Source organism: Streptomyces sp. JNUCC 64 (assembly GCF_054484115.1).
In genome coordinates this window covers 5,144,804-5,171,578 of record NZ_CM137015.1, presented here as the reverse complement: position 1 = coordinate 5,171,578, position 26,775 = coordinate 5,144,804, and the positions used below count along the sequence as shown (strand labels likewise).

22 protein-coding genes are annotated in these 26,775 nt (G+C 73.9%); 10 read left to right on the top strand and 12 right to left on the bottom strand.

What is annotated here, in order from left to right:
- Positions 1-569 precede the first annotated feature (569 nt).
- Positions 570-2,303 carry a M23 family metallopeptidase gene (locus ACVWNX_RS21590; protein WP_454409155.1) on the top strand — a complete coding sequence of 578 codons (1,734 nt, stop codon included), beginning with the start codon at positions 570-572 and terminating at the stop codon, positions 2,301-2,303.
- A gap of 234 nt (positions 2,304-2,537) precedes the next feature.
- On the opposite strand, the gene ACVWNX_RS21585 is transcribed toward ACVWNX_RS21590, so the two are convergent.
- Complete coding sequence (locus ACVWNX_RS21585) at positions 2,538-5,159, bottom strand: ATP-dependent DNA helicase (RefSeq protein WP_454409153.1); 2,622 nt, start codon at positions 5,157-5,159, stop codon at positions 2,538-2,540.
- A gap of 94 nt (positions 5,160-5,253) precedes the next feature.
- Positions 5,254-5,607 (bottom strand): hypothetical protein, encoded by a 354-nt coding sequence (locus ACVWNX_RS21580; protein WP_454409152.1) that lies wholly within the window; start codon positions 5,605-5,607, stop codon positions 5,254-5,256.
- Positions 5,608-6,372: 765 nt separating this feature from the next.
- Here ACVWNX_RS21580 and ACVWNX_RS21575 point away from each other — a divergent pair.
- Positions 6,373-7,446 (top strand): C40 family peptidase, encoded by a 1,074-nt coding sequence (locus ACVWNX_RS21575; protein WP_454414873.1) that lies wholly within the window; start codon positions 6,373-6,375, stop codon positions 7,444-7,446.
- 138 nt (positions 7,447-7,584) lie between these two features.
- On the opposite strand, the gene ACVWNX_RS21570 is transcribed toward ACVWNX_RS21575, so the two are convergent.
- From ACVWNX_RS21570 to ACVWNX_RS21555, 4 genes are all read right to left on the bottom strand, one after another.
- Positions 7,585-8,322: a hypothetical protein gene (locus ACVWNX_RS21570; protein ID WP_454409151.1), complete on the bottom strand. Its 738-nt coding sequence runs from the start codon at positions 8,320-8,322 to the stop codon at positions 7,585-7,587.
- Positions 8,323-8,692: 370 nt separating this feature from the next.
- Positions 8,693-9,514 carry a hypothetical protein gene (locus ACVWNX_RS21565; protein WP_454409150.1) on the bottom strand — a complete coding sequence of 274 codons (822 nt, stop codon included), beginning with the start codon at positions 9,512-9,514 and terminating at the stop codon, positions 8,693-8,695.
- A 159-nt stretch (positions 9,515-9,673) separates the two neighbouring features.
- The gene (locus ACVWNX_RS21560) at positions 9,674-10,459 is read right to left on the bottom strand and encodes a LuxR C-terminal-related transcriptional regulator (protein WP_454409149.1); all 786 of its coding nucleotides are present in this window, start codon (positions 10,457-10,459) and stop codon (positions 9,674-9,676) included.
- Positions 10,456-11,751, bottom strand: coding sequence for an ATP-binding protein (locus tag ACVWNX_RS21555; RefSeq protein WP_454409147.1), 1,296 nt, complete (start codon positions 11,749-11,751; stop codon positions 10,456-10,458). Before ACVWNX_RS21555 ends, ACVWNX_RS21560 begins: the two co-directional genes overlap by 4 nt.
- A gap of 200 nt (positions 11,752-11,951) precedes the next feature.
- On the opposite strand from ACVWNX_RS21555, the gene ACVWNX_RS21550 reads away from it, so the two are divergent.
- From ACVWNX_RS21550 to ACVWNX_RS21535, 4 genes are all read left to right on the top strand, one after another.
- The gene (locus ACVWNX_RS21550) at positions 11,952-13,355 is read left to right on the top strand and encodes a PspC domain-containing protein (RefSeq protein ID WP_454409145.1); all 1,404 of its coding nucleotides are present in this window, start codon (positions 11,952-11,954) and stop codon (positions 13,353-13,355) included.
- Positions 13,342-13,626, top strand: a complete 285-nt coding sequence (locus ACVWNX_RS21545; RefSeq protein ID WP_454409143.1) for a hypothetical protein — start codon at positions 13,342-13,344, stop codon at positions 13,624-13,626. The genes ACVWNX_RS21550 and ACVWNX_RS21545 overlap by 14 nt, the downstream gene beginning before the upstream one ends.
- A gap of 222 nt (positions 13,627-13,848) precedes the next feature.
- Complete coding sequence (locus ACVWNX_RS21540) at positions 13,849-14,403, top strand: DoxX family protein (protein ID WP_454409142.1); 555 nt, start codon at positions 13,849-13,851, stop codon at positions 14,401-14,403.
- 131 nt (positions 14,404-14,534) lie between these two features.
- Positions 14,535-14,999 (top strand): hypothetical protein, encoded by a 465-nt coding sequence (locus tag ACVWNX_RS21535; RefSeq protein ID WP_454409140.1) that lies wholly within the window; start codon positions 14,535-14,537, stop codon positions 14,997-14,999.
- Positions 15,000-15,075: 76 nt separating this feature from the next.
- Here ACVWNX_RS21535 and ACVWNX_RS21530 read toward each other — a convergent pair whose 3' ends face one another.
- On the bottom strand, positions 15,076-16,113 hold the full coding sequence (locus tag ACVWNX_RS21530; RefSeq protein ID WP_454409138.1) for a helix-turn-helix domain-containing protein: 1,038 nt from the start codon (positions 16,111-16,113) through the stop codon (positions 15,076-15,078).
- A 110-nt stretch (positions 16,114-16,223) separates the two neighbouring features.
- Between ACVWNX_RS21530 and ACVWNX_RS21525 the strand changes: the two genes are divergently transcribed.
- A complete protein-coding gene (locus ACVWNX_RS21525) occupies positions 16,224-17,126 on the top strand; it encodes an alpha/beta hydrolase (protein WP_454409136.1) in 903 nt (300 codons plus the stop codon).
- 152 nt (positions 17,127-17,278) lie between these two features.
- Here the strand turns inward: ACVWNX_RS21525 and ACVWNX_RS21520 are convergent, their stop codons facing one another.
- From ACVWNX_RS21520 to ACVWNX_RS21510, 3 genes are all read right to left on the bottom strand, one after another.
- Complete coding sequence (locus tag ACVWNX_RS21520; protein ID WP_454409134.1) at positions 17,279-17,896, bottom strand: hypothetical protein; 618 nt, start codon at positions 17,894-17,896, stop codon at positions 17,279-17,281.
- A 141-nt stretch (positions 17,897-18,037) separates the two neighbouring features.
- Positions 18,038-19,294 carry a cytochrome P450 gene (locus tag ACVWNX_RS21515; protein ID WP_454409132.1) on the bottom strand — a complete coding sequence of 419 codons (1,257 nt, stop codon included), beginning with the start codon at positions 19,292-19,294 and terminating at the stop codon, positions 18,038-18,040.
- 406 nt (positions 19,295-19,700) lie between these two features.
- The gene (locus ACVWNX_RS21510) at positions 19,701-20,972 is read right to left on the bottom strand and encodes a hypothetical protein (RefSeq protein WP_454409130.1); all 1,272 of its coding nucleotides are present in this window, start codon (positions 20,970-20,972) and stop codon (positions 19,701-19,703) included.
- Positions 20,973-21,690: 718 nt separating this feature from the next.
- Here ACVWNX_RS21510 and ACVWNX_RS21505 point away from each other — a divergent pair.
- The 3 genes from ACVWNX_RS21505 (at position 21,691) to ACVWNX_RS21495 (ending at position 23,955) form a co-directional block, all read left to right on the top strand.
- Positions 21,691-21,996 (top strand): hypothetical protein, encoded by a 306-nt coding sequence (locus tag ACVWNX_RS21505; RefSeq protein WP_454409128.1) that lies wholly within the window; start codon positions 21,691-21,693, stop codon positions 21,994-21,996.
- Between the two features lie 128 nt (positions 21,997-22,124).
- Positions 22,125-23,516, top strand: a complete 1,392-nt coding sequence (locus ACVWNX_RS21500) for an amidase domain-containing protein (protein WP_454409126.1) — start codon at positions 22,125-22,127, stop codon at positions 23,514-23,516.
- A gap of 34 nt (positions 23,517-23,550) precedes the next feature.
- Positions 23,551-23,955, top strand: a complete 405-nt coding sequence (locus tag ACVWNX_RS21495; protein WP_454409125.1) for a hypothetical protein — start codon at positions 23,551-23,553, stop codon at positions 23,953-23,955.
- 51 nt (positions 23,956-24,006) lie between these two features.
- Here ACVWNX_RS21495 and ACVWNX_RS21490 read toward each other — a convergent pair whose 3' ends face one another.
- Complete coding sequence (locus tag ACVWNX_RS21490) at positions 24,007-24,504, bottom strand: HAD domain-containing protein (RefSeq protein WP_454409123.1); 498 nt, start codon at positions 24,502-24,504, stop codon at positions 24,007-24,009.
- Between the two features lie 318 nt (positions 24,505-24,822).
- Positions 24,823-26,397, bottom strand: coding sequence for an alpha/beta hydrolase (locus ACVWNX_RS21485; protein ID WP_454409121.1), 1,575 nt, complete (start codon positions 26,395-26,397; stop codon positions 24,823-24,825).
- Positions 26,398-26,775: the final 378 nt, after the last annotated feature.

The window sequence follows — 26,775 nt, the reverse complement described above, 5'->3', positions numbered from 1 at the left end:
CGAGCACCCCCGGAAGTGTTACCGACGTCACATCCGATCCTCGCAACCGTGGCACCGACGGCCCCGCCGCCGCCTGACCCACCCACCGCCCCGCGCGCCCCGGAGCCCGCCCGGAGTCACCCCGGGCCGTCCGGACGCCTCCGCGCGGGTGCGATCCCGAACCGGCACCCGCTCCCCCTCCAAGGCCGTCGACACCCCTCCCGACCAGCCACCGCACCACCCCCCGCCACACCCCAAGCGCCCCTCACGCACCTCCCGCCCCCGTGTCGCGCATCCACACGCCCCCCTGTTCCCCTCCCCGGAAGCGCGGCGGCTCCCCGTGGGCACCCCTTTTCCAGTAAATCGAACGCCTTTCGAACGCAAGACCAAGGCTTTTTCGAGGCGTCGTCAAAAGGCGGCTGAATGCCCGTTTCACGACAACGGGAAACCCGGCGAAGATTGTCGGGGCCGCATACCGCCGGGTACAGTCGCCGCACTGTTCCGCCCCTCACTGGGCCCCCTTCCGTCAGCGGTTCCGCCGCCAGGTCCCAGCCCAGCTCAGCTCCTGTTTCCGAGCGAAAGAGAAGTTGGTGAACGACCGTCACCCGGCGGGGACCGCGACTCCCCCGGCAGTACCCCAGGAAGCGGCTCCGGCATTCGGGGCGTACGACCAGGGCGCGCAGCACGACGGTTACGGGGGGTACGACGGTTACGGCACCGGCTCCTACGCCACCACCACCGACTACGCGACGGACCCCCTCTTCGGGGACCTGACCGCGTCCACCGGAAGCACGGGCTACGACACGGGCTCCTACGACACCGGGTCCTACGACATCGGAGCCGCCGGGGCCACCGGGGCCTACGGCACCGGGACCACGGGGTCCTACGACACCGGCGGTTACGACACCGGGTCCTACGACACGGGCCAGTGGAACGGATCGACGACGACCTGGGCCCCGACCGGCGGCGACGGCGACACCGGGACCCACACGTCCCTGGACTACGCCGCGTACGCCGCGCAGCAGCCCTACGGCTCCGGAGACACCGGCTCGTACACCACCACCGGCACCTGGGACGTTCCGGCGTATCCCGGCACGCCGCTCCCCGACGCCGGGGACACCGGGCAGTGGGAGACCCAGCAGTTCGCGGGCGACACCTACGACACCCGGACCTTCGACCCCCAGGACTTCGCCGTCGGTCCCGTCTCCGACGCCGACACCGGCGCGTTCGACGCCACCGCCTGGAACACCGACGGCGCCTCCGCCCCGTACGACGCGCCCTACGGGGAGCCGTCCCCCTACGAGGAACCCGTCGAGCGGTCCGCGCCGGTCACCTTCGACCAGCAGGAGACCATCTGCGCGGGGATCGACACCTACGCGCTCCTCGCCGAGGCGGACGCGACGACCGTCCTGCCGGAACTACCGGAACTGACGGATCCGACGGGATCGGTGGAACCGGCGGGAGACCCGTCGGCCCCCGGTGGCCCGGGTGGACCGCCCCCCGCGAACGGGGCGGACGGCGTCCGGCTGGACATCGAGCCCGTGGTGCTGTCGCGCCGCGCGCCCGCCCCCGGTGGCCGTGGCCGCGCCCGCCGCCGCACCCCCGCCAAGCGTTCCGCGCTGCTGACCGTCGCGGTGCCCTCGGCCTGTGTGATGGGCGTGGCCGGGATCGCCGCCGGAGCCGTGACCATGACCGGCGACGCCGACGGCAAGGACGAGACCAAGACGACCGCCGCGCCGGAGGTCACCCCGGTCAAGCCGTCCGTCGCGAACAGCAAGCTCGACACCCAGATCGCGGGGCTCTCCGCCGACGCGGGCGACTTCGCGGACCGGGCCAGCCGGACCCAGGAGCGCATCGACCTGAAGGCCCGGCAGGAGGCCGACCGCAAGCGGGCCGCCGCCGCGGCCGAGCGCAAGGAGCGGCTGCGGCCCAAGTTCGCGCTGCCGGTGAAGCGCAACGGGCTCAGCGCCTACTACGGCCAGGCGGGCATCAACTGGATGTCCCTGCACACCGGCATCGACTTCCCGGTCGGCTACGGCACCCCGGTGATGGCCGCGACCGACGGGACCGTGCGGACGCAGATCAACTCCGCGTACGGGAACATGGTCATCGTGACCGCCAAGGACGGCACCGAGACCTGGTACTGCCATCTGTCGCGGTACACCGTCATGAGCGGTCCGGTGAAGGCGGGCGACGTCATCGCCTACTCCGGCGACTCCGGCAACTCGACCGGACCGCACCTGCACTTCGAGGTCCGTCCCGGCGGCGGCTCCCCGGTGGACCCGCTGTCCTGGTTCCGCAGTCACGGTCTGGACCCGACCTGATCCCGGCGCCCCACCACGTGGTCGGGGGGACGGTCCCGTGGTCCGGGGCCGTCCCCCCGGTCGTTCCTCCCCCGCGCTGACACGCGGCCCCGGCCCGTCGGCCGGGCCCGCCCTCAGCGGCGCACCACGCCGGGTACGCGTCGGAAGCCGTCCCCCGTCAGCACGTCACGACGTCACGCGTCCCGACGTCAGCACGTCATGCGTCCTGACGTCAGCACGCATGACGTCAGCACGTCAGAGCTTCTCGACGGGGGCGTAGCGCAGCAGCAACCGCTTCGGCTTGGTGTCGCCGAAGTCGATCGTGGCCTCGGCGTTGGCGCCGGAACCCTTCACCCCGACGACGGTGCCCAGACCGAACTGGTCGTGGGTGACCCGGTCCCCGGGGGCCAGCGCGACCACCGGCTTCTCCCCGGCCCGGCGGGTCGCGAACCCGGAGGCGCCGGACGCGGCGGTCCGCGAGCGGGTGGACGACAGCGATCCGCCGGTGCCCCTCGTCGCGGCGAGCGGGGAGGAGGCGGAGGGCGTGGGCGCGCCCGTCCGCTTCCAGCGCAGATGGGTCTCCGGGATCTCCTCCAGGAACCGCGAGGGCGGGTTGTAGGAGGGCTGGCCCCAGGCGCTGCGCAGGGTGGAGCGGGTCAGATAGAGCCGCTCCCGCGCACGGGTGATGCCCACGTACGCGAGCCGCCGTTCCTCCTCCAGCTCCTTGGTCTGGCCGAGGGCGCGCATGTGCGGGAAGACGCCGTCCTCCATGCCGGTGAGGAACACCACCGGGAACTCCAGGCCCTTGGCGGTGTGCAGGGTCATCAGGGTGATGACGCCGGAGCCGTCCTCCTCGTCGGGGATCTGGTCGGAGTCCGCGACGAGGGCGACCCGCTCCAGGAACTCCGCCAGAGTGCCGCCTGGAGCGGTCTCGCCCCCGGTCTCCCCGACCGCGTCGGCATCGGCATCGGCATCGGCGGCACCGTCCGCCGTCCCGGCGGCGGCGGAACCCGCGTCCGGCGCACCGGTGCCGGTGTCCGCCGCACCCCGCTCCTGTTCGAACTCCAGGGCGACCGCCGCGAGTTCCTGGAGGTTCTCGATGCGGGTCTCGTCCTGGGGGTCGGTCGAGGACTGGAGTTCGGCGAGGTAGCCGGTGCGCTCCAGGACGGCCTCCAGCACCGTGGCGGGGCCCGCGCCGGACTCCACCACCGTTCGCAGCTCCTCCATCAGCACGTTGAACCGCTTGACGGCGTTGGTGGAGCGGGCGGCCATGCCGTACGCCTCGTCCACCCGGCGCAGGGCCTGGGCGAAGCCGATCCGTTCGCGCTGCGCGAGCGCGTCGATCATCGCCTCGGCCCGGTCCCCGATGCCCCGCTTGGGGACGTTGAGGATGCGGCGCAGTGGGACGGAGTCCTCCGGGTTGGCGAGCACCCGCAGATACGCGAGGACGTCCCGGACCTCCTTGCGCTCGTAGAAGCGGACGCCGCCGACCACCTTGTACGGGAGGCCGACCCGGATGAAGACCTCTTCGAAGACCCGGGACTGGGCGTTGGTGCGGTAGAAGACGGCGACGTCGCCCGCCTTCGCGTCGCCCGCGTCGGTGAGCCGGTCGATCTCGTCCGCGACGAACTGCGCCTCGTCGTGCTCGGTGTCGGCGACGTAGCCGGTGATCTGCGCGCCCGCGCCCGCGTTGGTCCAGAGGTTCTTGGGACGGCGGCTCTCGTTGCGCTCGATGACGGCGTTGGCGGCGCTGAGGATGGTCTGGGTGGAGCGGTAGTTCTGCTCCAGCAGGATGGTCGTCGCGTCCGGGTAGTCCTCCTCGAACTGGAGGATGTTGCGGATGGTGGCGCCCCGGAAGGCGTAGATCGACTGGTCGGCGTCGCCGACCACGCACAGCTCGGCGGGCGGCAGGTCGTCCGCGCGCGGCGGCTCGTCCTCGGCGCGGGCGCCCCCGGCCGGGCCGACCAGCTCGCGGACGAGCGCGTACTGGGCGTGGTTGGTGTCCTGGTACTCGTCGACGAGGACGTGCCGGAAGCGGCGGCGGTAGTGCTCGGCGACGTCCGGGAAGGCGCGCAGCAGATTGACCGTCGTCATGATCAGGTCGTCGAAGTCCAGGGCGTTGGCCTCGCGCAGCCGGGCCTGGTACATCGCGTACGCCTGGGCCAGGGTCCGTTCGAAGCCGCCCCCGGAGTCCGCCCCGGTCTGGGCGGCGAAGTCCTCCTCGTCGATCAGCTCGTTCTTGAGCTGGGAGACCTTGGCGCTGAACGACTTCGGCGGGTACCGCTTGGGGTCCAGATCCAGGTCCCGGCAGACCAGGGCCATCAGCCGCTTGGAGTCGGCGGCGTCGTAGATGGAGAACGAGGAGGTGAAGCCGAGCCGCTTGGACTCCCGGCGCAGGATGCGCACGCACGCGCTGTGGAAGGTCATGACCCACATCGCGGCGGCCCGGGGGCCCACCAGGCGCTCGACGCGCTCCTTCATCTCGCCCGCGGCCTTGTTGGTGAAGGTGATCGCGAGGATCTCACCGGGGTGGGCGCCGCGCGCGGCGAGGAGGTGCGCGATGCGGTGGGTGAGCACCCGGGTCTTGCCGGAGCCCGCCCCCGCGACGATGAGCAGCGGGGACCCGGCGTGCGTGACGGCGGCGGCCTGCTGGTCGTTCAGCCCCTCCAGGAGGGAGGCCGGGTCGATCACGGGACGCGCGGCACCGTCGCGGTAGTGCGCGTCCCTCGGCGGCGGCCCGTCGAACCGGCCGCCGAACAGGTCGTCCGGGATCTCCTCCGGGCCCTGGTCCTCGGGCGGCGGGGGCTGCTCGTCCGGCGCGGGACGCGGGTGCTGGAATCCCGCCAGGAAGCTGTCGTCGAAAAGGCTGCTGCTCATCGCCTCCCGAGTCTAGGCGGACCCACCGACAGTCCCGGACCGGTCCGGGGAGCCCGTCCCGGCGGCGGGGCCGGCCTGCCCCGCCGGGAGGGGCTCAGGTCCACAGGACGGCGATGAAGACGTTCGTCATGGTGAGCCCGCCGACCAGGGCGAACAGTCCCTTGTCGACGCTCTCCTCGTCGCGCTTCACGTACACGAGGCCGAGAATCACCACGAGCAGCGCCAGCTTCACGCCGATCTTGATGTTGTTCACGGTGTTGCCGTCGGCCTGGTTGAGGCCGACGAGGGCGACGCCGGTGACGAGCATGGTGAGCGCGCCGTGGAGCATCGCGGTGGTGTAGCGGGCGCGGCCTTCGCCCATCGCCGTCATCTGGGTGAGGAACCCGCCCAGCAGGGAGGCGATGCCGATGATGTGGAGGCCGACGATCAGATGGATGAGTACGTCCATGGGGCGGACTCTAACCATGCCGCCGGGCCCGCCCGAGGCCAGGTGACCCTTAGCGGACCTGCGGTTTTCCCGGGCGGGCCCCCTCATTCCGCCGTTCCCTCCGATCCGGACGGATCCCCTGCGGGAGCGGACGCGATCCCGTTCCGGACACGGACGGTGGCCGCACGCCTACCACGTGTCCCGGTCACCGCCGACCCCTTCCGCCCCATCGGTCACACCCGCGCCGAAACCAGCTGGTCACCGCCTCGAACGGTCATGTCCGGTCGGCCGTCGCGGCACCCCCGGACACCTACGGACAATCAGTGACGTCACCGTCACTCCACACCGTCTCCGCCCTTACCGTCCTTTCCCAGCCCCCGCCGGACCGACCGGCGCCCCCTCGGCCGGTGCCGAGGGCCGGGGCCGAGGAGAGGAGCGCGCCCCGTGGCACCGCACCGCAGGAAGCCGAGGAGCCGTCGCCCGTCGTACGGCGGCGCGCTGCGCCGGGCCGTGACCCTCGCGCTCGCCGGGGCCGCGGCGGCGGGCGCCGCCACCGCCGCCGGGACGCTCGGCGGCACCGCCCGTGCCGACCCCGCCGCCCCCGGACCCGGCGCCCGGTCCGCCGAGGGACGCCCGGAGGGTGCCGGGGACGCGGGGGCCGCCACTGGGGCGCGGGACGGGGACGGGGACGGACCTTGGGCCGCCGACGGGAACGGGGCCACGGGCGGAGTCCCGGACGGGGACGGCGGCGGGGGCCGCGACGGCGACGGGCCCACGGGCGGGACCATCGGAAACGCCGAGGCCAACGGGAACGCCGAGGCCAACGGGGCCAGCAGGGCCACCGGGAACACCGGGAGCACCGGGAGCACCGGGAGCACCGGGAGCAACAGGACCGGCGGGGCCGCCAGGAACGCCGGGGCCGACGCGACCGCCGGGGCGGGTGCGAGCGACCCGGCCGCCGGGAGCGCGCGGGCCCGGGTGGACCGGCTCTACCGGGAGGCCGAGGCGGCCACCGAGCGGTACAACGGGGCGCGAGAACGGGCCCGGTCGGCGGGGGACGCGTTCGCCCGTCTCCAGGACGAGGCCGCGCGCCGTACGGACCGGCTGAACGCGGCCCGCCGGGCGCTCGGCGCGTTCGCCACCGCCCAGTACCGCGCGGGCGGGATCGACCCGGGCGTCCGGCTCGCGCTCTCCGCCGACCCGGACGACTACCTGGCGGACAGCGCCGTCGCGGACCGGGCGGGACGGCGCCAGGCCCAGGCGGTGGAGGCGGTGCGACGGGACGCGGCCGAACTGGCGCGGCTGCGCGGGCACGCCCGGCACGCCCAGGACCGGCTGCTGCGACGACGGGCCGAACTGCGCCGTCACAAGCGGGAGGTGACGGAGAAGCTGGGCGCGGCCGAGCGGGTGCTGTCCCGGCTCACCACGGCGGACCGGGCACGGCTCGCGGCGGCGGCCTCCGCCGCCCCGGCGGCGCCCGCCCCGGTTCCGGTCCCCGACGGCACCGCCTCCCCCCGGGTCCGCGCGGCGCTCGCCTTCGCCCGGGCGGCGCTCGGCAGCCCGTACGTCTGGGGGGCCACCGGGCCCCGCGCCTTCGACTGCTCGGGCCTCACCCAGGCCGCGTACCGGGCGGCGGGCGTCTCGCTGCCGCGCACCACGTACGCGCAGATCGACGCCGGACGCCGGGTGGGCCGCGAGGAACTGCGCCCCGGGGACCTGGTGTTCTTCTACCCCGGCGTCACCCATGTGGGGATGTACGTCGGGGACGGCCGGATGATCCACGCGCCCCGGCCGGGCTCCACGGTCCGGGTGGCCCCCCTGGACGAGATGCCCTTCGCGGGGGCGACCCGGATCGTCTGAGGTCCCCGGACGGACGGGACCGCACCGGGCGGGGCCGGGGTTCCCGAACGGACCGGGTCCGAACGGACCGGGGTTCCCGAACGGACCGGGTCCTCCCTGACGGCCGGGTGCCGGAAGGGCTGCCGGACGCCGGGCGGGCTACCGGTGCCGGACCCACACGTTCGGCTCCACCAGTTCGCCCCGGTCGGCCGGACGGTCGACGACGAGCGGGGCGAGGGCCCCGGGAACCACGTAGCTCCCGGAGGCCGGGAGGGCGAACCCGGCCCACTCCTCCCAGTCGGCGACCGAGCCGGTCATCGTCATCGAGCGCTCGGCCGCGCACAGCGTCCGGGCGCCCATCCGGTGGTGCGTCCTCAGCCACGGGTCCAGCGGGGTGCCGTCGGCCCGGGTCCAGCGCATGAACTCGGTCATCGGGGTCAGCGGGTAGCGGCTCTTCGTCGTCGGCCGCACCGGGGCGATCACCCGTTCCAGCCCCGCCCGTTCCCCGGCCTCGACGAGCCGTCCGAGCACTTCGGGCGCGAGCCCCCGGCCCCGCAGGTCGCCACGGACCTGGGCCGCCGCGATGACCAGGGTGTCGGCCCGGCCGCCCGCCTCGTGGAGTTCCACCGCCCGGGCCAGCGAGCCGTGGTAGCCGTCGGGCAGATCGGCGAGTGAGCCGTCCCAGCGCACGGGGACGCCCCACCCTCCGGCGACGATCCCGTCCTCGTCGTCGACCAGGAGGAGGTTCAGCTCCCCGAACCACCGCCGGACCCGGTCCGTCCACCGGTCGGCGACGGGGTCGTGGAGGACGAACCCGGGCCAGCCCTCGCGGAAGACCTCCTCCGCCCGCTCACGCAGATCGGGCCGGTCGTCGAAGAGATGGGTCCGTGGCTCCACAGCGGCGGAGCCTACGCCGCGCCGGGTACCGGACGCCCGGGGTTTTCGGCGCCCGCCGCATCCGGGTCCGGGGACCGGCCGGACCGGCCGTCCGCCGCCTCGGGGTCCGGGCCCGTCGCCGGGGCGGCCGGTCAGACCGGCCGTCGGGCGGTGGCCCAGCGGGTCAGTCCGTGGGCGGTTGGAGAGCTGGAGCTCGCGCGGGCGAGCCAGGGGCGTGAGAACACCGCGTCGCCCTCCTGGACCCGGAACACCGAGCCTCCGCGCGGCGCTCGCCTTCGCCCGGGCGGCGCTCGGCGGCCCGTACGTCGGGGGGTGAGGTCACCCGGCCACGGGGGTCACCGCCAACGGCCCGCGCCCTGAGGCCGGTCGGTCACCGCACGCGCACCCCGGCGGCCGGGCCCGCGAGCAGGGGTCCGAGCCGGACGACCTCGATGTCTATCTGGCCGTGGCCGTCCTCCCAGGCGGCGAGGGTCTCGCAGCCCGCCTCCTCCAGGCCCGACGCCCACAGCTCCGCCTCGGTCAGGGGCATCAGCCCCGTGTCCCCGTCGGTGCAGAAGTGCTTGAGGTGGTCACGGATCCCCGGGTGGTCCATCGCGGCCAGCCGCTCCTCCCACTCCTCGTCGGGATCGGCCGAGGACTCCATCAGGTCCTCGGGCCGGTGACCGGTGTCGAGGGCGGCCTTCAACGCGCCGAGGAGGGTTCCGTCGGAGACCAGACGGGGGAAGAAGACCGTCCAGGCGCCCCGGAAGGCGGGGTCGGCGAGGTCGACGCCGTACCGCTCCACCAGCGGGGCGAGGTCGGCGCCCAGGACCAGCTCCCCGGTGAGGCGGGCGGCGGCGACGGCGGCGGAGAAGTCCGCCGGGAGGGCCGATCCCGCGTCCCCGGCGGGGAACTCGAAGACCGAACCACTCGCGTCGAAGACCGGCGTCCGGACGGAGTCGTCGAACAGGGAGCAGTTCCAGACGACCGGCTCGGCACCGCTCAGGGCGGCGGGACGCACCCAGGCGGGGTCCCGTTCGAACTCGCTCTCGTGCATCAGGTTGCCGTGGGCGGAGGCGGCGTACACCGCGTCCGGGTCGTACGCGCTCAGCGGGCGGCCGAGCAGGACGGCGAAGGCGTCGGCGAGCCGTCGGTCCCAGTCGCCGTCCGGGGACGGCGGGGTGTCGGCGGGGGCGGAGGGTCCGTGCGTCATGGCGGCACCGTAGTGGCACCCTCTGACAAGACGGGCCGGGGACGACCGGGAACGGGGACCGGTCGGCCGCCGCGTCCGGGGGCCGGGCCCGGCCGGACCGGACGGACGCCACCGCACCGCCGCCGGTTCCGGGCCCGGTGCCGTCGCCGGGGCGGCCGGTCAGACCAGCCGTCGGGCGGTGGCCCAGCGGGTCAGTTCGTGGCGGTTGGAGAGCTGGAGCTTGCGCAGCACCGCCGAGACGTGGGACTCGACCGTCTTGACGGAGATGAACAGCTGCTTGGCGATCTCCTTGTAGGCGTAGCCACGGGCGATCAGCCGCAGCACCTCCCGCTCCCGCTGGGTCAGCCGGTCGAGGTCCTCGTCGACCGGGGGCGCGTCGGTGGAGGCGAAGGCGTCGAGCACGAACCCGGCGAGCCGGGGGGAGAACACCGCGTCGCCCTCCTGGACCCGGAACACCGAGTCGATGAGGTCGGTACCGGTGATCGTCTTGGTGACGTAGCCCCGGGCGCCGCCCCGGATGACGCCGATGACGTCGTCCGCCGCGTCCGACACCGACAGCGCGAGGAACCGCACCGGGGCCTCGGGGTCGGCCATCAGCGGGGCACAGCGGCGCAGCACCTCGACCCCGCCGCCGCCGGGCAGATGGACGTCGAGCAGGACCACCTCGGGGCGGGTCGCCGTGATCACGGTGACCGCCTGGTCCACGTCGGCGGCCTCCCCGACGACCTCGACGCCGGTCGTCTCGGTCCGGCCGATCTCGGCCTGCACCCCGGTGCGGAACATCCGGTGGTCGTCCACGAGCACCACCCGGACCCGGCGCCCGGGGCCGTCGCCGGAGGCGCCGGAGCCCCCAGTGCCGTCGGTGCCGTCGGTGCCGGACGGGCGGTACCGGCCGTCCGCGGACCCCGCCGCCGCCCGCTCGTTCGCTCCGGTCGCCTCGCTCATGACGTCCTCTCCGCCCTCTCCATCGTCAGTTCGACCTCCGTGCCCCCGCCGGGCACGGCGCGCAGCCGCGCGGTGCCGCCGTGGCGGTCCATCCGGCCGATGATCGATTCTCGTACGCCCATCCGGTCGCCGGGTACCGCGTCGAGGTCGAAGCCCGGTCCGCGGTCGCGGACCGACACGAAGACGCTGTCCGCCTCGACTTCCGCGTACACCTGGACCGCCCCGCCCTCGCCACCGTACTTGGCGGCGTTCACCATCGCCTCCCTCGCGGCCTGGGTCTGCGCGGTGAGCCGGTCGTCGAGCGGGCAGTCGCCGACGACCACGACCTCGATGGGGACGCCGTGCTTGTCCTCGACCTCGGCGGCGTGGCGGCGGACCGCGTCGGCGAGGCTGCCCGGTCCCTCGTCCTCCTCCGCGTCCCGCCCGGTGCCCTCCGGCTTGTAGAGCCAGGCCCGCAGCTCCCGTTCCTGGGCGCGGGCGAGCCTGCGGACCTCCCCGGCGTTCTCGGCGTTGCGCTGGATCAGGGTCAGGGTGTGCAGCACCGAGTCGTGGACGTGCGCGGCGACCTCGGCGCGTTCCTGGGCCCGGATGCGCATGGTGCGCTCCTCGGACAGGTCCTGCGTCATGCGGACCAGGTAGGGCCCGGCGAGCAGGGCGATGCCGACCAGGACGGCCAGCGACGCCTGGAGGATCGACCCGAGGTGGGCGGCGGACCCCTGGAGGACGAAGATGCCGGTGACCCCGGTGCCGACGAGGAGGACCCCGGCGGCGGACCGGGCGAGCGCGATGTTGCGGCCGCGGCGGGACGCCTCCGCCCAGCGGGCCCGCTGGGCGTTGTCGGCCTGCCGCCAGACCAGGGCCACGCCCGCGCCGACCAGCAGGGTGGGCCACAGGTACGCCTGGGCGGTGGTGCTGAGGTCGATGCTGCTGGCGAACATGACCGCCACCAGCACCAGGACCAGCAGCGCCAGGAGCTGTCCCCGGTCCGGCTTGCGGGCGACCAGCCGCCGCCGTCCGTCGGCGGAGACCTCGGCGATCAGCGGCGGGGGCCGCTCGGCGTCGATGCCGCCGACCCCGAGCGGGACGAAGAACCAGAACGCGGCGTAGAGCAGCGTTCCGAGGCCGTCGGCGGTCACCAGCCCCACGAAGACCAGGCGGACCCAGACCACGGGCAGCCCGAGGTGTCCGGCGAGCCCCCGGGCCACGCCGCCGAGCCAGCGGCCGTCGCCGCTGCGGTACAGCTTGCGCGGCGGGCGGGGTTCGTCGACGGTCACCGTCACGGCTTCGGGCATGCCCCGATCGTCACACGTCCGCCGGGGGACGGGCATCAGGGTCGGACCCTAAGACGCCCCTGACCGCGCCGCCGCCCCGCCACGGAGTTCCCCGCCGGGACCGGCGCCCGCCGTCCCGGAGGCCCCGACCGGTGGATCTCAGGGTCCGACCAGGGTCGCCACCGGTCCCGTCGCGCGTCCGCGCCCGTCACCATGGACCCATGACCGAGCAGCAGGACGCCCCCCGCGCCCCCGGCCGGGGTCCGGCGGTCGACGCACCGCACCCGCCGGACGGGCCGGGCACCCCGGGGACCCCCCACGGCGCGGACGGAACGGACACCGCTCCGTCCGGCCCGCCCGCCCGCTTCCGGCGCGACCGGACGCACAAGGTGCTCGGCGGGGTCTGCGCGGGACTCGGGCGGCACTGCGACATGGACCCGCTGATCTTCCGGATCGTGCTGGCGGTGCTGAGCGTCGCGGGCGGGCTGGGGCTGGTCTTCTACGGCTTCGTCTGGCTGTTCGTGCCCTTCGACGGGGACGACGAGAACGAGGCGCGCCGGATGCTGACGGGCCGGGTGGACGGCCCGGCGCTCGCGGGGATCGTCTTCGCGCTGGTCGGCTGCGGGGTGTTCCTGTCGATGCTGCGCAACGTCAGTCTGCTGACCTCCGGCGCCACCCTCGCCCTGCTGCTGGCCGGCGCCGGGTACTGGTCGCGGCACCGGGGGGACGCCGAGGACCCGGACCCGCTGGCCGCCCAGGCCGTCGCCGACGCCCCGCCGGAGACCACCGCCCCGCCCGCCCCCGAGTCGGGCTCCTGGTGGCGGGACCCGCTGGTCAAGGACGGTTCGCCGGGCAGCGGTACGGGGTACCTGTGGGCGCCCGAGGACCTGGTGTACGGGACGACCCGGGGCAAGGGCCGTCCGGGACGGGGCCGGAGCGGCGGCCGGGACGGCGCCGACGGCGACCGCGCGGACGGGCGGCGGGACGGCCGGGCGCTCGGCGGCTGGGTGACGCTCGCCGCGCTGATCACCGCCGTCGCGGTGACCTCCGGCCAGTGGGGGGCCGAGCCGGTGGCGGTGACGCTCCAGACCGGGCTGGGCGCCGCGCTCGTCGTCTTCGGCCTGGGCATCGCGGTGAGTTCCGTCGTCGGCCGCACCGGGCCGGGCACCCTGGTCCTCGCGGTGGTCACGGCCGGGCTGCTCACCGCGTCGAGCGCGCTGCCCGAGTCGATCACCACCACCTGGCTGCGCACCACCTGGACCCCGGCGAACGCCGCCCAGGTGGAGTCCGAGTACCTGCTGGGCACCGGCGTCGGCACCCTGGACCTGCGGCGGGCGACCCCGGCGCCGGGCGAGTCCGTGGCCTCGGACGTCTCGGTCGGCGCGGGACGGCTGAAGGTCGTCGTCCCGGACGACGCCCGGGTCTCCCTGCGGATCTCGGTGGGCCTCGGCGATCTGGACCTGCCCGGCGACAAGGCCAAGGACGTGGACATCTCGCCCGACCGGCAGCGCACGGTGACCCTGGAACCGGTGCGGAAGCCCGCCCCCGGCGAGGAACCGGGCACCCTCAGACTGACCCTCGACGTGGGTCTCGGACAGGCGGAGGTCGCCCGTGTCACGCCATGAGTTCCAGCCGGGCCGGCTGATCGCCGGAGCGGTCCTGGTGACGGGCGGCGCGCTGTTCCTCGCGGACGCCTCCGGGGAGGCCGACCTCCCCTGGTGGGCGATGCCCCCGCTGGTCGTCGGCGGCCTCGCCCTCGCGGCGGTGGCGGGCATCGTCACCATGCTGAGACGGAGCCGCCGCCGGGAGCGGGCGAAGGAGGGGGCGGCGGGGACCGGGTCCACCGGATCCGGGGCCACCGGGGCCGGGGCTGGTTCCGGGGCCGCCGCCGACTGACACCCGCCCGGTTCCGACTGACACCCGCCCGGTGACCACCGTCCCGCGACCGGACCCGGCGGAGGGTCGGCGTGGGTGTCGGTGTCGATGTCGACGTCCGGTACGGAATCGCCCGCCCGGCGTGTGAGTCACGTCACGCTCCCGTACGTATGGTCCTGTGCGAGGGGCCCGTACGGCCCTCGCGCACGTCTCCCGGACAGGAAGCGCGAAAGGCGGCGGACCATGACGCACGCGACGAGGGCGGGGACCGGTTCCACGGGCCCCTCGGGCGGGGACCACGACGGTGCCGGGGGACGCGCTCCCCGGCCGGACGGCGACGGCTGGCGGAAGGCCGCCCGGCGCTACGCGCTGCTGCCGCTGCGGCTGTTCCTCGGCGCGACCTTCGTCTACGCGGGCGTGGACAAGCTGACCGACGGCGCCTTCCTCCAGGAGAGCGGCGTCGGCTCGATCGGGGAGGTCATGAGCAACGTCCGGGACAGCGCCGCGCTGCCGTCCCTGGTGGACTTCGCGCTCTTCGACCCGGTGTCCTTCGGCTACGCCCTCGCGTTCGGGGAGATCGCGGTGGGGGTCGGCACCCTGGTGGGACTGCTGGCGCGGATCGCCGCGCTGGGCGGCGCCCTGATCTCGCTGAGCCTCTGGCTGACCGTCAGCTGGTCCACCACCCCGTACTACTACGGCAACGACCTCGTCTACCTGGTCGCCTGGACCCCGCTGCTGCTGGCGGGCGCCGCCGTGTTCTCCCTCGACGCGCGGATCGCGGCGGGCCGCGAACCGTGACCGGGAGGGTCCTCCGCCCGGAAGGAAACCGGGCGGACGGGCCTTTCCCCGGACCGGTGGGAAAAGTGCCGTCCCCGGCGAACGGGGACCCCGTACGGTGCGTCGTAGTGACGGACCCGAGGGGGGATCGCATGAACCGCGCCCGACTGTGGAGAACCGTTCCGGCGATGGCGGTGGCGGCCGCCCTGACCGGCTGTGCGACGCCCCTGGGCGGCGGCCCGAACTGCACGCAGATGGGCGCGGACTCGGGGATCACCCTCACCTGGCGGCCCGCCGACTTCGGGGAAGCGGACGCGGCGACCGTCCGGCTGTGCGTGGGGAAGGTCTGCGAGGACCGTTCGTCCGGCCGCCCCTCGGAGCCGATGGCCATGGCGCAGATACCGCTGGAGCAGGACGTGGGCGCCGTCACCGTGACAGTCCGGCTGACCGTCACCTCGGTGCGGGACGGCCGGGTCCTCGTCCGTGACACGGCCCGCCCCCGGCTGGCCAGGCACCAGCCCAACGGCGCCGGTTGCCCGCCCACCGCCTGGACCGCCGCCTTCCGCGTCCACCCCGGGAAGGGGCTGGTGTCCCCGAAGGGGATCTCCCTGCGGTGAGCGGGGTTTCCACCTGGTGGCTCCCGCCCGGGGAGGTCTCCCGTCCGGGGAGGGCGCCCCGCTGGAGGTCTCACCCCTACTCCTCCCCCACCCGCCAGAGCGTGAGCGCCACGGAGGCGCGGACGAGGCCGGTGGGGCAGGTGAGGTCGAACCCCAGGGCCGTGCCGATCTGTTCGAGGCGGCGGGCGACGCTGCTGTGGTGCAGATGGAGGAGGTCCGCGGCCCGCCGCAGGGAGCCGGTGGCGCAGTACGCGTCGAGGGTGTCCAGGTCGTGCGGGCTCCCGGCGACCCGGGCGAGCGCGACCACGTCGGGATGGGCCCGCGCCACATCCGGCGGGACCTCCGCGAGCAGGGCCAGCGCGCCGAGGTCGGCGTAGTGGACGGCCGGGCGGCGCCCGGTGGCGAAGCGCAGCGCGGTGCGGGCCTGCCGCCAGGAGACCTCCGGGCTCCCGGCGGCGCCGACCCCCGCGCGGGCGTCGGCCGGAAGGCCCCTGACGTCCACGGCGGACGCCAGCAGCACGCCGACGCCCCCGACGGACGCGGCCTTCACCGGACCGCCCGGACAGAGCAGCGCCCCGACCCGGTCGAGCGGCAGCGGCGCGCGGACGGCGACGGCCCGCACCGGGGCGGTGTCGCCGAAGCCCAGCAGCCGCAGGGCCCGGGCGCGGGCCGCGTCCTCGGTGTCCGGGCCGACGGCCAGTTCGACGAGCGCCGGGTCGGCCATGGTGGTGCGGGCCGGTCCGTACCGTTCGACGGCCGAGGCGACGGCGAGCGCCAGCCGGTCCAGCAGCACCTCGTCGAGCGCGTTCGACGGTCCGGCCCGCTCCAGCCAGACCGTGCCGATCTCCTCCTCGTCGAGGACGACGACCGCCGTCGTGGACGGGGCGGCGCCGGGGGGCCCGGTGGCGGTGGTGCCCTCGGGCGTGCGGCGGACCACCCGCCCCGTGCCGTGCAGTCCGATCCCCACCACGCACCCGGCGAGGCCCGCCGAGGCCCGGGCGAGCGCCGGGAGGTCCAGTCGGCGGCGCATCAGGGTGTCGTAGAACGTGACGACGCGGATGGCGCCGTGGGCGTGCGAGTCCAGGTGCGACAGCCGTTCCGCGAGGGCCTCCATACCGGACAAGGATAGGGATGGGGGCGCCCGCCGCGCGGTGCGTGGGACAGCCCGGAAACGCGACGCCCGGCGGCTGACCGGCCGGGGTGCCGACGCGCAGGATGACCGTCATGGATCCCGAACTCGAAGCGTTCGTCCCCCTGGTGCCCAAGCCGCAGTTCACCGACCCCGTCGCGGACCGCGAGAACTACGCCGCCCGCGCCACCGCGCTGCCCGCCCCGGACACCTCGGGGCTGGAAATGGAGAACCGGACCGTGCCCGCCGGGGAGGGGCGGGAGGTCCCGGTGCGGGTGTACCGCCCGCACGGGGCACGGGGCGCCGTGGTCTGGCTGCACGGCGGCGGCTGGATCATGGGCGACCTGGACACCGACCATCCCTTCGCGGCCCGGATCGCGTCCGCCTCGGGAGCGGCGGTGATCTCGGTGGACTACCGCCGCTCCCCCGAACACCGTTTCCCCGCCGCCCTGGACGACGCCTACGCCGTTCTGTCCTGGACCGCCGCGCACGCCGCCGGACTGGGCCTCGACCCCGCCCGGATCGCCGTCGGCGGACACAGCGCGGGGGCCGGACTGGCGGCGGCGACGGCGCTGCGGGCCCGGGACGAGCGGGGGCCCGCCATCCGTTTCCAGTTGCTGAACCAGCCGATCCTGGACGACCGCCACGACACCTGGTCCCGGCGGAACCTCGTCGACGTCCCCGCGCACGACCTCCACAGCCTCACCCGGATGTGGCGGCACTACCTGGGCTCCGGGGCGGTCACCCCGTACGCCGCCCCCGCCCGGGCCGGGGACCTGTCCGGGCTGCCCCCGGCCCACATCGCCACCGCCGAGTTCGACCCGCTGCGCGACGAGGGCGTCGAGTACGCGCTCCGGCTGCTGCGGGCGGGCGTCTCCGTCGAACTGCACCAGTGGCCGGGCACCTTCCACGGATCGCTGGCGGTGCTGTCCGCCGATGTGTCACGCCGTCAGCTCGCCGAACTCACGGGGGCACTGCGCCGCGCCCTGGCGGAGTGACGGCCCCCACGGCGGCGACGGCCGGTCCTGACCGGGGCGGGCGGGTGCGTTCCGCCGGTGTGGTGGTGCCGGTGCGTCCGGGCGGCGGGCCGGTGCGTCCCGGCGGCGGGCCGGTGCGTTCCGGCGACGGCCAAGGACGGCACCCGCCCTCGTCACCGACGGCCGCCGCGCCCGCGCCCGCCCTCGCGCCGGGCCCGGCGCCGTCCGCCCGTCAGAACGGCGGCCAGCTCGCCCACCGGCGAGACGTCGTGGCACGGATCGCCCCGGCCGCCCCGGCACCACCACACCGGCGGGCCCACCGGGGCCGGTTCGCCCTGGTACCAGTCCTTGGTGGTGCCCGGCGGCCGGGGATGGGTTCCGATCCCGTGCGCCGGGCAGACCGGCCAGACCCGGCGGAGCAGTTCCATGACGGTCTCCTGCGCCGCCTCCGCGACCAGGGCCAGGACCATCGCCGGATCGTCGGGCTCCCGCGCGCCGTCCTCCCCCGGACTCCACGAGTTGACGGCGCCACCCTGCCAGCGGCCGTCCGGCAGCGCCACGTAGAGCTGGTCTCCGGGCGCTTCGCTCCCGGCCGTCGGCTCCCAGCCCGGGGTGGACATCAGGACCAGCGCGTCCTGGCCCGGGAGGGCCGCCGCCAGATCGCGGTTGACCACGGCGAGCGCGGCCTCCGTCTCCGGCCACTCGCCGGGCCCGACCCGCACGGGCTCCGGGGGGTCCTCCCAGCCGGGAACGGCACGGAAACGGAAGTACGAGGAATCGGAGTCGGTCACCAGGGCATCGTCCCAGCCGCTCCGCCGTCCCGGCGGAGGATTTCCCTCCCGGCCGCGCCTGGGCGGACGGCGGTCGGCACGGAGTCGGAACCCCGGAGTCACCCGCCCCGAACGCCCCGGCCCGCGCCCGCGCGGCCCCGCTCAGCCGGACCCGGCGCCGACGGGCTCCGGACGACCGTCCCGCGACGGGGTGAAGGCGACCTCCAGGCTGGTCAGCCCACGGAAGTTGAGGCTCCGCTGCCAGCTCGGCGGGGCGCCGTCGAGCCGCCAGTCGGGCAGCCGGGTGAGCAGCGCCTCCAGGACGATCACGCCCTCCAGCCGGGCCAGCGCCGCGCCCAGACAGAAGTGCGGTCCGTATCCGAAGGCGACGTGCCGCCCGCCGGTCCGCTCGAAGTCGAGCGCGTCGGGGTCGGGGAAGGTCGCCGGGTCCCGGTTGGCGGCGCCGCACACCAGCAGCACCGCCTGCCCGGCGGCGATGGAACGCCCCGCCAGCTCCAGGTCGTGCCGGGCCCTGCGCAGCATCAACTGGACGGGGCTGTCGTACCGCAGCAGTTCCTCGACGGCCGCCGGGAGCAGTTCGGGCCGCTCGCGCAGCCGGTCGGCGGCCTCCGGGTGGTTCAGGAGGGCGAGGGCGGCGTTGCCGATGAAGTGGGTGGTGGTCTCGTGGCCCGCGATCAGCAGCAGGGCGCTGTTGGCGAGGAGTTCCTCGAAGTCCTGGTCCGGGTCGTCGATCCCGGTGGCCAGCAGCGCGCGCAGGGTGTGGGGCGCGGGCGGACCGTCGTCGCGGGTGAGGATCCCCCGGAGGTAGTCGAGCATCTCCGCCATGCTCCGGGAGGCGGCCCGGCTCTCGTCGGCGTCGATCCGGGAGTTGCCGATGGCCACGGCGACCGGGTCGGACCAGGCGGAGACCGCCGCCCGGTCCTCCTCGGGGACCCCCAGGAGGTCGCAGATGACCGCCAGGGGCAGCGGGCGGGCGAGGTCCGCGACGATGTCCAGCCGTCCTGCCGGGGCCGCGCGGGTGATGACCTCGTCGACGGCGAGGGATATCCGCTCACGGAGCTTCGCGACCGCCCGGGGTGTGAACGCCCTGCTGAGCAGGGCCCGCAGCCGGGTGTGGTCGGGGGCGTCGCTGTAGAGCATCTGACGGCTCAGGACCCGGGCCAGCGGCTGGAGTTCGACGGAGACCGCCTCGATGTCCGGGTAGCGCACCGAGGAGAAGCGCGGATCGCCCGCCGCGCCGCTGACCACGGCGTGCCCGGTCGCGACCCAGGCGCCCACCCGACGGTCCCAGAAGAGTTCGTCGCTCTGGCGGAGGTCCCGGTAGAAGTCGTAGAGACGGTCCTGGTTCTGGGGCCTCAGGGCGGACAGCAGCGACGCGGACGTCAGATGAGTGGACACCGCCGCACGGTAACACCGGGCGCACATGTGCCAAGTAAAGAAGGGCAGTTGAGCCCCACGGCTTCGGACCGGAGTCTCTCCGAAGCCTCTCCGGGGTCGCACCGGGGTCGCACCGGGACGACGGTTCGGGGGCCGGGCCCGGGGCCGGAGTGGGCCGGGGGCCGGAGTGGGCCGGGGCAGGCGGACGACCGGACCGGCCACCCGCCACCGCCCATCCAGGCCGCACGCCCCGCACGCCTCGCACGCCCCTTGCACCCTGGAAACCCCAGGAGCCCAGAAACCTCAGGGACCCAGCAACCCAGAAGCCTCAGGAGCCCTTGGAGTCCCGAGACCCCCGAGGCCCCCGAGAACCCGAGAACCCCAGAAGCCCTGGGAATCCGGAAGCCCCCAAGCCGTCTCCTGCGGACTAGTCCGCCGCGACCTCGATGGTCGTCCGGTTGGTCTCTATCCCCGCCGCCGTGATGACCTGCACCTCCACCGTGCCGGGTTCGACCTCGGCAGGCACCGGGACGGTGAGGACGCCGTCGGACGGGTTGGTGAACCCGCCGGGCACCGGGACCAGCGGTACGTGGACGTTGACCGCGCCGATCCGCACGACCAGCCGGGTCAGCGCCTGCGCGTCGTGCCCGCCGGGCGGGACGAAGCCCGCGCCCCGCACCTCGATGTCGTCGCCCGGACGGATCGGCGCGTCGAGGTCGCCCGCCTCCCGGGCCCGGACCACGGAGTGGATGACGGGACGGCCGCCCTCCGCGTACTTCCCGGCCAGATAGGTCAGCGCGGAGACGAGGACGAGGACGGCCAGCCCCCAGGGCAGGTCGGGGAAGCGTTCCGGGCGGCGGCCGAGGCGCACCGCCGTGAAGACCAGCGCCACGGTCGTCACCAGGACGTACTGGACGTCGGTGAAGCTGCCCCGGCCGGAGTCGTCGGTGAGGAGGTCCGCACCGCGCGGCCGCAGCGCCCGTACCTTCTGGAGCCGCTGCCCCAGCACCCGGACGGCGACCACCCGGCGGACCAGGACGGCGACCGCGCACAGCACCGCGACCACGGTGAGCGTCCCGGCGCCCCGGGCCAGCCCCAACCCGTCGATCAGGGCGTCCCGTTCGGTGTGCCCGGAGGCCCCGGCGAGCTGTCCGGACAGCACCAGCACCGCGTACCCGGCGAACAGCACCCACGCCCCGGCGACCGCGCGGGAGGTGGACAGCCGGTTGTCCTCGCCGATCAGCGGGGCGAGGACCCCGCCGCGCTCGCGGTGTATCCGGGCGGCGGCGGTGAGCAGCGCGGCGACCAGGACGGTGGCGACCAGCCCCGCGGTGCGGGCGGTGTTCCAGCCGGTGCCGAGCGCGGTGACCGTCTGCACGACGAGGACCGCCACGACGGCGCCCCACACCACGAAGAGGGTGCGCGGCCACAGGGCCGCCCGCCAGAACACGCTGGCGGCCCGGCCCCGGGCGGCCACCTCCCCTGCGGACTGGGTGAGTTCATCGGACACCCACTGCCGGGTGGCCCCGGCGGACCGGGCGACGGCGGCGGGCAGCCCCCGTCCGGCGGCCAGCGCGTCGCGCTGGTCGAGGAAGGCGCGGACCGCCCGCCGGTGCCCCTCCCGCGCCCCGTGCGGGCAGTCCCCGCAGGCGCAGCCGCCCTCGTGCGTACCCCGGCCCGCCGCCTCCGCTAGTGCCACCGCTCCCACTCCGTGCCCTCGTGTGTCCCGCGCTCACGCCCCAGCGCACGGGAGTCGACCCGGAGCGGACGCAAGTTCTGTGTGATGAGAGGGAATTGTGCCCTACTCGGACGGAGTCCGACGGATCGGTCACCCCGGAGGACGGACCGGGGCCGGACGGGGGGAACGAGCCGGGGCACGAGCCGGAGCCGGACCCGGGGTGGACCACCCGGACGGACGGCGGGCGGGTGTCCGGCTTGACCAAAGCGCGCGTTTTCCGCCGTGATCGCGTTCCGTACGGGTTCGTCCGGTACGGCACCGCCCGCGCCGCAGCCGTCCACCGCCTCCGGCGGGACGGTTCCCCGACGGCGACGGACGGACGGCCGACGGGTCCGGACGCGTACCGGATCCACTCGGCGACGCGCACCCCCACCCACACCGGGACGTACCCGAAGCCGTCTCCCGTCCCTAGCGCACCCCCTGAGAAACGAGGAGTCCCCTCCGCGCGGCCGAGTGCCGTACGGAGGAAGCCGTTCCACGGAAGACGTGACCCGGAAGCAAACCCGGAAACGCCGGAACGTCCGGAACCGATCACCGGACGGAAAACGAAGAATCCCCGGAAGCATCCGATATGAGTAACCCCAGGAATCACTCTGTGGCGAATTAACGACATGTCGATACCTTCAACCGGGTCGGCAGCGAAGCCGACACCGCGAAACGCGACCGGGAAGGACTCGTCTTGTCCACTCAGAGGATCGCATCGGGGCACTCGGTGCCGGGCCAGGGCTGGCAGAACTACAACAACGCGGGCATCTACCTCGACGTCGACACCACGTCGGCGCGCTTCACCGGAAGTCCGACCTACGTCACCTCCCTGGGAGGGGACGGAACGCACTGGGGGACGGTGGGCGCGTCGTCCGTCTACTCCCCCACCCAGAACGGATTCCGCGTGTACCTCCAGTGGAAGGACGGCAGCGTCCTCACCCCGGCGCACGCGACCCAGTACCGGTTCCACATCAACTGGATCGGCGTCGACGAGCCCTGACCGCCCCCGGCCCGCGAGTGGCGGCGCCCGGGGCGGGGGAGCCTGGGGCGGGTGCTACCGCGCGCGGGCCACCTCGGCCATGACGGCCGTCTTGAGCCGGGTCCAGCATCCGTTCTCGCACGTTCGACATGAAGGGCGAGCGACTTCGCTACACAACCAAGACCATCTACATATGGCCCGAAGATGACTCGAACCCCCCTCCTCTCACCTTCCCCCTCCGCCTAGCCTGGCCACAGGACATGCATATCTCGAACATCACGGGGGAATACTCAGTGACCCAATCGCGCACGTTATCCACTTTCGTCGCGGCCGGAATCACCCTGGCCTCAGTAGCCAACGCGGGCATCACGGCTGCGCAGCCCTCCGGGAGCGGCACCGCCCCGCCCGCAGTGTCCGACGCCACCAAGAAGCTCTTCGGGGACTTGGCGCAGGCCGTCATCGAACGGCGGACCGCTGCCCTCCTGGACGCGCCAGCACCCGCGGCCCTTAACTCGCCACTAGCCACACGCACCAAGGGGCCGGTTCACCTCAGTGCTGCCACCGCACGCGCGGAGAACGCGATCGTCAACGAACTCTCTTACGTGAAGCAGGATCTGGCCGAAGTGCCGGAGGCTTACACCGCAGCTCAGACCACTACCGCCGTCGACAGCGTTTCCGTCACGGGCAATACCGCCACGGCCACGGTGACCGAAAGCACCATGCTGACATATAAGCAGATAACCGGTAGTGAACCCCCCAACACCGAATTCGCAAGCGAGCACCGGTTCACTTACGCACTTGGCTCCGACGGCACCTGGGCTCTCACCACTTCCGAGCCGATAGCCGGAAGCGGACCCTCGCCGATCAACCAGGTAGTTGTGGACCCAGCCGATCTGGACATTCCCGTACCTCCCGACGAGCCGACCGTCGAGGACGGCACAGAGGACCCGAACGACCTGCCCGAGACCCCTCCTGACACCGGCGAAAAGGTGGTGGACATCGCCGGCCCAACACCAGCATCCGGCTCACAGCCCACCGTGAAGGGCAACAAAGTCAAGGCTGCTGCGGCCAGGTACGACTACGGCGCGATGACGCGGTACGCGGAGAAGCACTGGAAGAACTACAACCCCGCCTATCGAAAGTTCAACGAGAGGGGCGGCGACTGCACCAACTTCGTCAGCCAAGCATTGCGGGCGGGCGGATGGAAGAACAAGCGTGGATTTTATCGAAACAGCAAGTACTGGTGGTACAACTCCTACAATCAAACGTTTTCCTGGACCGGCGTTGACCACTGGGCAACCTTCGCCAAAAAGAGCGGCCGAACCTCGCTTCTCAGCAACCCCAGGAACCTCTCGAATGGTGACGTCCTCCAAGTGGACTTCGACCGACGGAACGGCAAGGACCACACCATGATGGTCACGTACCGGCCATTTAACGGGCAACCGTATCTGACCTACCACAGCACCGATACGAAGCGCCGTTCGCTGGGCAGCATCCTGAGGGCTTACCCCAACGCCAAGTACTACGCCCACAGGACGTGATGTGACCACGCTTCGGCCGTTCTCCTCCCGCCAGATGTCCCGCGGATTGACCGCCTTGGCACTCGCCTGGGGAGTGGCGGTATCGGCCACCGGATGCCTTTCCGCCGACGGCCCTGACAAGCCCGATCCCGACGCGCTCGACGAGTTCCTCCGCGCCTACGTGAACGAGCTGAACACCCGGGACTCCGACGGACTCGCCGAACTCCTCGGAGAGCCCCACGGCACCACGGACGCCCGCGCCCGGCTCGCGGAGTACGGCGGTCAGGACTGGCGGGTGACCTGGAGCCATCGCAGTGAGTTCGAAGGGGTCTACCAGGTCCGCATCAGAGGCACCGCCGACGACGGGCGGAAGCCGGTCCGGGTGAGCGAGGTCCTGGTCTGGTCGGACGGCCACTGGAGCATGACCCCGTTGGGCGGCTCCTCGCCGTCGAAGCCGTAGAAGCCGTCCCTCCTCCCACCCCGGCGATTCCCGTGGATCACCAGGGAAGCCTCAAACGGCCCGAAGCCACCGATCGAGCACAGCGAAGTCCTCGCTGGTGAGGCCACGGAACGACGCGACGTGGTGGAGGAGGACCGGGGCGGGGTGGTGGGTGGACACCCACTCTCGATCGGCGTCGGTGATCTCGTCGTCGACCCAGACGAACGGGCGTCCGTCCGCCCATGCCACCAGGGTCCGGGTCTTCCAGTGGAGCCCGAACCACTTGTCCTCGCGTTGATGCGCATCGGAGGTCTCAGGCCACGTCACTACCGGCAGGGGTGGCAGGCCGAGCAGCGATGCCAGGTGGGTGTTCGCCTCCCCCTCCCAGGTGGTGGCCCACACCAGCTCGCACGGCAGCGCCGCGAGGCGAGGACCGATGCGCGGGTCCAACCGTGTCAGATGCGAATCCGCCGTGGTGTTCGACGGTTCGCGCTGCGGACCGTCGCCGAACGGCAGGAGAGGCCCGTCGACGTCCAGGAACAGCAGCGGGCGTTCCTTGTGCTCACTCATGGCGCAGCATCCTCCCTCGGCGCGTTCTCGGGAATCTCCGCCGTTCCGACGGAACGAGGGCGTGTCCCAGTTCCATAGGGAACGCGACTATGCGCGTACTCGCATAAAGACCGGTCCGGGAGGGGCTGTCCGCGAGCGCGGGAGGGAAGCCCGGAGGCCACCGCCGCCACCGCCGCCACCGCCGCCAGCGCGTCACCGGTCACGTCCCGGCGCGTGGCGGGGGCGTCGGTGTCGTACGTCCGCCGACGGCCCACCCCGCCGGCGGGACGCGCCGAGCGGGGTGGGCCTTCCGTGGGGGGTCGTCAGCGGACTCCGTCGTCAGCGGGCGCCCCGGAAGAGGGGGTCCGCCGGACGCGGGGCGGGCAGGGCGGACGGGGCGGAGGCGCCGTCCGGGACCGGGTTCCGCGCACAGGTGACGTCCTTGGCCGGGAGTTTCCCGGTGACGAGGTAGCGGGTGGTGAGGTCGTCCGCGCAGGCGCTGCTTCCCCGGCCGTAGACGCCGTGGCCCTCGCCGTCGCGCACCACCACCAGCCGGGAGCCCTTCAGGTCCTCGCGCAGCCCCCGGGCCTGCGGCAGCGGTGTCTGGGCGTCCCACTCGTTCTGCAGGATCAGCGCGCCCACGCCGTTGTTCACCACGGTCGGCGGCTCGACCGGGTCCTTCCAGAAGGCGCAGGGCGTGGTGCCGGAGGCGTAGTCGCCGTAGAGCGGGTAGCGGGCCCGGTCGCGCTGGACGTCCGCGCGGTAGGTCTTGAGGTCCTTCGGCCAGGCGGCGTCGGCGCAGGTGATGGACCAGGTGGCCGACGCCTCGTGATCGGCCCACGGCTCCCGCTCCGGCAGGGCCCCGGGCGGGAACTCCCCGGCCGGGCGGCCCGCGATCACCTGTCGCACGTTGTCGACGACCTTCGTGGCGTCCCGCACCTGCGCGAAGAAGGGCCACAGCGCGTTCCGCAGCCCGTCCCCGTCGAGGGAGCCCGTCGACAGCCGGACGGGCTCCCGGTCCGCGGCGGCGATCAGCTTCCAGAAGGACGCGCGGACCTCCGCCGGGGTGTCCCCGAGCCGGTGGCGGTCCGGGTGCCGGGCCGCCCAGCGCGTCCAGCGGTCGAACTGCCGGTGCGACTCCGAGCCCCACGCCTGCCACTCGCCGCGCCAGACGTCCTTGGGGTCCACGGCGCTGTCGAGCACGATCCGCCCGGCGCGCCGGGGGAACATCTGGGTGTAGACCGCGCCCAGGTAGGTGCCGTAGGACGGACCGTAGTAGTGGGTCTTCTCCTCGCCGAGGGCCGCGCGGACCGCGTCCATGTCCCGGGCGGTGTTGCGGGTGCTGAAGTGGAGCAGGTCGTCCCCGTACTTCGCCCGGCACTTGGCGGCGAAGTCCCGGTTCAGCGTCACGCCCCGCTCGAAGGCGCTCTTCCCTCCCGGGTACGTGCCCTCCCGCTGCTCCAGGTCCAGCCCGCAGGCGAGCGAGGCGCTGCGGGCCACGCCCCGGGGGTCGAAGGCGATCCGGTCGTAACGGTCCTTCACTTCGGCGGGGAAGGCCGCGTCCATCGCGGGGACCGCCTCCACCGCGGCGCCGCCGGGGCCGCCCGTGTTGAAGAAGAGGGAGCCGAGGCGCTTGGCCGGGTCGGCGGCCGGGACCCGGGCCACCGCGATGCCGATCTTCTTCCCGTCCGGCTCGCGGTAGTCCAGCGGCACGGTGACCGTGGTGCACCGGACTCCGGCCGGGGTGGGGTTGTCGGGGTCCGGGGGGATGTCGCACGCCCGCCAGTCGAGGGCCCGTCCCGGTGACGGGGCACGGGTCGGCTCCGCCGCGGCGGCGGAGGCCGTGGTGAGGGCGGGGGACAGCCCCGTGAGGACCCCCACCGCCAGTACGGGGGCCAGGTTCTTCAGTCTCATGTCCGGTGACTCCTGTCGGACCGCCGGAACGCGTCGGAGCACGCGGAAGCGCGCGCCGCGACGTGGACGGCGGGATGCGAAGTGGTGGAGTTCCCGAGCATGTCGCCCGGTCCCGGGCCGTCACATCACTCCCCGGGGGCGCCTAGGGTCACCCGCCGGTCGGACACCGGGCCGCCCGCGCGTCACCCCCCGGCAGGAGCGCGTTCCGGCCACGCGCTGTCCGGTACGCCGTGCCCCGACGACCACGGTCGCACCCGTTCCTCCTATCTCGGGCGTTCCGGACACGTCCGTCCCGGAACCGCCGCGACCCGGGGCGCACCGCCGGGCCCCCGGGGTGCGCCCCGGGTCTGACGGGGGTGGGACCGGGGTCTGACGGAA

What these genes read in the sequence shown, in the direction of transcription:
- ACVWNX_RS21585 (WP_454409153.1), bottom strand. Translation starts at nt 5,159, where the DNA reads ATGAGCAGCAGCCTTTTCGACGACAGCTTCCTGGCGGGATTCCAGCAC.
- ACVWNX_RS21580 (WP_454409152.1), bottom strand. Translation starts at nt 5,607, where the DNA reads ATGGACGTACTCATCCATCTGATCGTCGGCCTCCACATCATCGGCATC.
- ACVWNX_RS21565 (WP_454409150.1), bottom strand. Translation starts at nt 9,514, where the DNA reads ATGACGCACGGACCCTCCGCCCCCGCCGACACCCCGCCGTCCCCGGAC.
- ACVWNX_RS21560 (WP_454409149.1), bottom strand. Translation starts at nt 10,459, where the DNA reads ATGAGCGAGGCGACCGGAGCGAACGAGCGGGCGGCGGCGGGGTCCGCG.
- ACVWNX_RS21555 (WP_454409147.1), bottom strand. Translation starts at nt 11,751, where the DNA reads ATGCCCGAAGCCGTGACGGTGACCGTCGACGAACCCCGCCCGCCGCGC.
- ACVWNX_RS21550 (WP_454409145.1), top strand. Translation starts at nt 11,952, where the DNA reads ATGACCGAGCAGCAGGACGCCCCCCGCGCCCCCGGCCGGGGTCCGGCG.
- ACVWNX_RS21540 (WP_454409142.1), top strand. Translation starts at nt 13,849, where the DNA reads ATGACGCACGCGACGAGGGCGGGGACCGGTTCCACGGGCCCCTCGGGC.
- ACVWNX_RS21535 (WP_454409140.1), top strand. Translation starts at nt 14,535, where the DNA reads ATGAACCGCGCCCGACTGTGGAGAACCGTTCCGGCGATGGCGGTGGCG.
- ACVWNX_RS21530 (WP_454409138.1), bottom strand. Translation starts at nt 16,113, where the DNA reads ATGGAGGCCCTCGCGGAACGGCTGTCGCACCTGGACTCGCACGCCCAC.
- ACVWNX_RS21525 (WP_454409136.1), top strand. Translation starts at nt 16,224, where the DNA reads ATGGATCCCGAACTCGAAGCGTTCGTCCCCCTGGTGCCCAAGCCGCAG.
- ACVWNX_RS21500 (WP_454409126.1), top strand. Translation starts at nt 22,125, where the DNA reads ATGAAGGGCGAGCGACTTCGCTACACAACCAAGACCATCTACATATGG.
- ACVWNX_RS21495 (WP_454409125.1), top strand. Translation starts at nt 23,551, where the DNA reads ATGTCCCGCGGATTGACCGCCTTGGCACTCGCCTGGGGAGTGGCGGTA.
- ACVWNX_RS21490 (WP_454409123.1), bottom strand. Translation starts at nt 24,504, where the DNA reads ATGAGTGAGCACAAGGAACGCCCGCTGCTGTTCCTGGACGTCGACGGG.
- ACVWNX_RS21485 (WP_454409121.1), bottom strand. Translation starts at nt 26,397, where the DNA reads ATGAGACTGAAGAACCTGGCCCCCGTACTGGCGGTGGGGGTCCTCACG.